Raw genomic sequence first — 4,025 nt, 5'->3', positions numbered from 1 at the left:
TTATGTGAGTTTCGCATCCGATAATGGGTGCAGGAGGAAATTCACTTTTATGGCACGTAGACATACCCCTGATCAGGTCATCGCGAAGGTCCGTCAGGGCCAAAAGATGCTCAACGATAGACGGCCGATGATTGAGGTCGTGAAGGAACTGCAGGTCACCGAGGCGACCTGGTACCGGTGGGTGAACCAATACGGTTCCGAGCACAACGCCGGCCAAACCAAAGCGGTACGGGAGCTCGAGAAAGAGAACGCCCGGCTGAAGAAGCTGGTTGCGGAGAAGGAACTGACCATCGACATTCTCAATGAGGTGGCGAAGGGAAAATTCTGAGCCCCGAACCTCGCCGCCGTGCAGTGCGCATGGCGCAGGAGAAGTTCGGGGCGTCCGAAAGACTCGCCTGCAAGATCCTGGGCCAGAACCGGTCCGCCCTGCGCAAGGCACGGCCGGTGGCCAGCTTCGAAGACCACCAGCTACGGGCCGATCTGCGGGCTATTGCGGGGAAGCACCCGACCTGGGGTTGGCGGAAGGCACGCTGGCACCTCCTGGGCCAGCAACAGTGGGTTGGGGTGGCACTGAATCCGAAGCGGGTGCGCCGGCTGTGGCGCCTCGAGGGACTCACCTGCAAACCCAAGGCAAGGAAGAAACGCCGCACCGGGCCCGGGGCTGGGGAGCAGAAACGGCTAACTGCTCAGTATCCGATGCATGTGGTCAGCTTCGACTTCCAATCCGATGTGACCTCCTGCGGGCGGCATGTGCGGTTTTTCAACGTGATCGATGAATACACCCGTACCGCGCTGGCGATCATCCCGCGGCGGTCTTTCACCGCGACGGATGTGGTCGCCGTGCTTGAGGACATCATCGCTGAAACCGGTGTCGTCCCGACCCATGTCCGCTCCGATAATGGGCCGGAATTCACTGCCGCAGCACTGATCAGCTGGTGCCAAACCGCCGGCGTGGAGACCGCTTTTATTGACCCGGGGTCGCCGTGGCAGAACGGGTACGCCGAGTCATTCAACGCCCAATTCAGAAGGGAACAACTCACCGGAGAAATCATCGACACCTTGGCCGAAGCAAAATACTTAGCTGATGAATGGAAACAGATCTACAATCATGAACGGCCCCATGGATCCCTCGATGGAATGACACCGTCGGCTTACTGGGAAAACTGGACCGCAGGAAACCAACTAGCTATCGCATAGCCACTGGACTGCTAACGGGGGCCCAACCAGGTGCTTTGAGAGCCGGTAGCTGTTGCCTTTGAGGCTGATGACGTCGGCGTGGTGAACGATCCGGTCGATCATGGCTGAGGCGATGGTCAGGTCCCCGAAAACATCACCCCAGCGGGCGAAGGGCAGGTTCGAGGTCAGAATCAGGGAGGCGTGTTCGTAGCGGCTGGAGACGAGTTGGAAGAACAAGTTCGCTGCGTCCTGATCGAACGGGATATAACCTACCTCGTCGATGATCAAGAGGCTGTAGCGGCGTAACCTGGCCAGTTCCTGGGGTAGTTTCCCGCGGGAATGCGCCTCTTGCAGCCGGGCGACCCACCCGGTCGCGGAGTCGAAGAGAACCCGATGCCCTGCTTTGGCTGCTTTGATCCCGATACCGACCGCGAGGTGGGTTTTCCCGGTCCCCGGCGGGCCGAGCAGGACCACGTTCTTGGCCTCGGAGAGGAACACCCCGGTGCCCAGGTGCGCGATCAGGTTCCGGTCCGCGGAGGGCTGATGATCGAAGTTGAACTCCTTCAGCTCCTTATGCGCGGGGAACCTCGCGGCTTTGATCCGGGTCGCCGCACCAGAAGCTTCGCGTTCGGAGACTTCACGGGAGAGGACCGCGGCGAGGTATTCCTCGTGAGACCATCCTGCGTCCCTGGCTTGGTCCCCGAGCCGGCGGAACCCGTCACTGATCCGCGGGGCGCGCAACGCCCGGGCGTAGTACTCGATCTGGGCTGGTGTCTCGGTCATGAGGCCACCTCTGCCAGCGCTGGCTGCTGGTCGTGGTCGATGCCGAATATCTCGTCATAGACACCGAGATCGCGGACCTGCACGGACTCCACCACCCTTGCTTCCACCATGTCGGGTCGGTGGGCTCGTTGGGCGTGGAAGTCCCGGCGCATCACCGCCGCCCGGGCCACGTGGGCTGGGTCGGTGATCACCAGGTGCCGGGCCCACACCCGGGCATGCGAAGCGATAGTGACGCCGTCGTGGGTGACCGTGACCGTGTCCAGATCGGCGATGACATCAACGATCCGCCCGATGAACGAGGGATCAACGGAGTAATCGTTGGAGAACACCCGTACGTAATAGTCCCGTGGCAGGCGGACCGTATTGGCGAACACCGTGCCCGGGGTCACCGGCGGTAACGGGCGCATCTTCTGGCGGTCCAGGATGATCAGCTCATCGGGTCGTCCATGGCGGGAACGTGAATACCGGTGATTAGCCGTTGGTAACCACTCATCGAGCTGGTTGTTGAAATCCGCTGGCGAGGCAAAATCCCGGCCCGGCATGAAACGTTGCCGGAAGAACCTGTTCATCCGCTCCACCATGCCCTTGGACTCCGGGTCCCGCGGCGGGAGTAACCGAACTTCCAACCCCAGAGACCCGGCGAACGCAGCCACCGGCTCCGTAGGCTGGCGACGGCCGATACCGGATTCGTTGTCCCACAACAGGCGCGCCGGGACTGAACCGCCCTGGGTTTGTTGGAGGCTTCTGACCTTGGAATCGAGAATAGAGTCATGGCAAAGAGTCAGGGAACTGGGAGGCCGACGGCACGTCGGTATTCGCCGGAGGAGAAAGCCGCAGCGGTGCGGATGGTTCGAACCTTGCGGGCAGAGCTTGGGACCGAGCACGGGACGGTCCATCGGGTGGCTACTCAGCTCGGATACGGGGTTGAGTCGGTGCGGTCGTGGGTCAAGCAAGCCGACATCGATGACGGGCACGTCGCCGGTGTGAGTACTGCGGATGCGGGCCGGATGCGGGACCTTGAGCAAGAAGTACGGGAGCTGCGTCGGGCGAACGAAATCCTGAAACGGGCTGCGAGTTTCTTCGGGGCGGAGCTCGACCGCCAACACCGGAAGTAGTCGCGTTCATCGACGCGAACAAGAACGACGTCGTTGAGGGTCGCCCGCTTGGAGTCGAGCCCATCTGCAGCCTGTTGCAGGTGGCTCCGAGCACGTACTACGCCGCGAGGGACCGTGCACCGTCCGCGCGTACCGTCAGCGACGCGGTTCTGATACCCGATCTAGTGGCCCTGTGGGAGAACAACTACCGCGTCTACGGGGTCCGTAAGCTTTGGAAAGCTGCGTGCCGGGCCGGAATGGACATCGGCCGCGACCAGACGGGCCGGTTGATGCGCGCCGCCGGCATCGAGGGCGCGACACGCTCGAAGCGGGTCAAAACGACCAGGGCTGACCCGGCTGCGGCGCGGCACCCGGATCTAGTCCGGCGGGAGTTCACCGCGGCGGCCCCGAACCGGCTCTGGGTGACCGACCTGACCTTCGTCCCGACATGGGCCGGCGTCGGGTACGTCTGTTTCATCATTGACGTGTTCAGCCGGATGATCGTCGGGTGGCGATGCGCGTCGCACATGCGCACCGAAATGGTTCTCGACGCGATCGAAATGGCCCGTTGGGGTCGTGGTGCTCACCACGAGGATCTTCGATGCCACAGCGATGCGGGCAGTCAATTCACGTCGATCCGCTACGGCGAACGTCTCGCGGAAATCGGCGCAACACCCTCGATCGGGACCGTCGGTGACAGCTACGACAACGCCCTCGCGGAGACGGTGAACGGCTACTACAAGACCGAACTCGTCCGCGGCCCCGCCCGACCCGGACCGTGGAAGACGGTCGAAGACCTCGAGCTAGCGACCCTCGGCTGGGTCCACTGGCACAACACCCAACGCCTCCACGGCTACCTCGGCGATGTTCCACCCGCGGAGTTCGAGCAGATGTTCTATGCTGACCAAACCGACCACGCTCAGCTGGCGGAAATCAAATAGCGCGAGTCTCCATCAAACCCAGAGCGGTTCA

At 62.4% G+C, this 4,025-nt stretch carries 4 protein-coding genes and 1 other annotated feature; of the genes, 2 read left to right on the top strand and 2 right to left on the bottom strand.

What is annotated here, in order from left to right; genetic code table 11:
• The first annotated feature begins 49 nt into the window (after positions 1–49).
• Positions 50–1,197 (top strand): IS3 family transposase gene (locus B384_RS0104115; RefSeq protein ID WP_156808958.1). Its coding sequence is split into 2 segments (ribosomal slippage): positions 50–323 and positions 323–1,197, totalling 1,149 coding nucleotides; the frame shifts between segments, so codons are not numbered across the junction.
• Here B384_RS0104115 and istB read toward each other — a convergent pair.
• Together istB and B384_RS20750 are read right to left on the bottom strand one after the other, a co-directional pair.
• On the bottom strand, positions 1,183–1,959 hold the full coding sequence (istB, locus tag B384_RS17690; RefSeq protein ID WP_019481874.1) for an IS21-like element helper ATPase IstB: 777 nt from the start codon (positions 1,957–1,959) through the stop codon (positions 1,183–1,185). The genes B384_RS0104115 and istB overlap by 15 nt on opposite strands.
• On the bottom strand, positions 1,956–2,528 hold the full coding sequence (locus B384_RS20750) for a Mu transposase domain-containing protein (RefSeq protein ID WP_192813054.1): 573 nt from the start codon (positions 2,526–2,528) through the stop codon (positions 1,956–1,958). The genes istB and B384_RS20750 overlap by 4 nt, the downstream gene beginning before the upstream one ends.
• 201 nt (positions 2,529–2,729) lie before the next feature.
• Between B384_RS20750 and B384_RS17680 the strand changes: the two genes are divergently transcribed.
• Positions 2,730–3,994, top strand: a protein-coding gene (locus tag B384_RS17680; RefSeq protein ID WP_156808956.1) for an IS3 family transposase whose coding sequence is annotated in 2 segments (ribosomal slippage) — positions 2,730–3,033 and positions 3,033–3,994 — 1,266 coding nt in all. Because the reading frame shifts where the segments join, the coding sequence is not laid out codon by codon here.
• Positions 3,029–3,163 (top strand) — a sequence feature (AL1L pseudoknot). (Overlaps the previous gene by 135 nt.)
• Positions 3,995–4,025: the final 31 nt, after the last annotated feature.

The sequence above is a fragment of the Arthrobacter sp. TB 23 genome (genome assembly GCF_000294595.1).
GTDB lineage: Bacteria > Actinomycetota > Actinomycetes > Actinomycetales > Micrococcaceae > Arthrobacter_D.
This window is presented reverse-complemented; position numbering and strand designations above follow the sequence as displayed.

Excerpts from the sequence above, each read along its gene's own strand:
- istB (WP_019481874.1), bottom strand. The coding sequence starts at position 1,959 with ATGACCGAGACACCAGCCCAGATCGAGTACTACGCCCGGGCGTTGCGC.
- B384_RS20750 (WP_192813054.1), bottom strand. The coding sequence starts at position 2,528 with ATGAACAGGTTCTTCCGGCAACGTTTCATGCCGGGCCGGGATTTTGCC.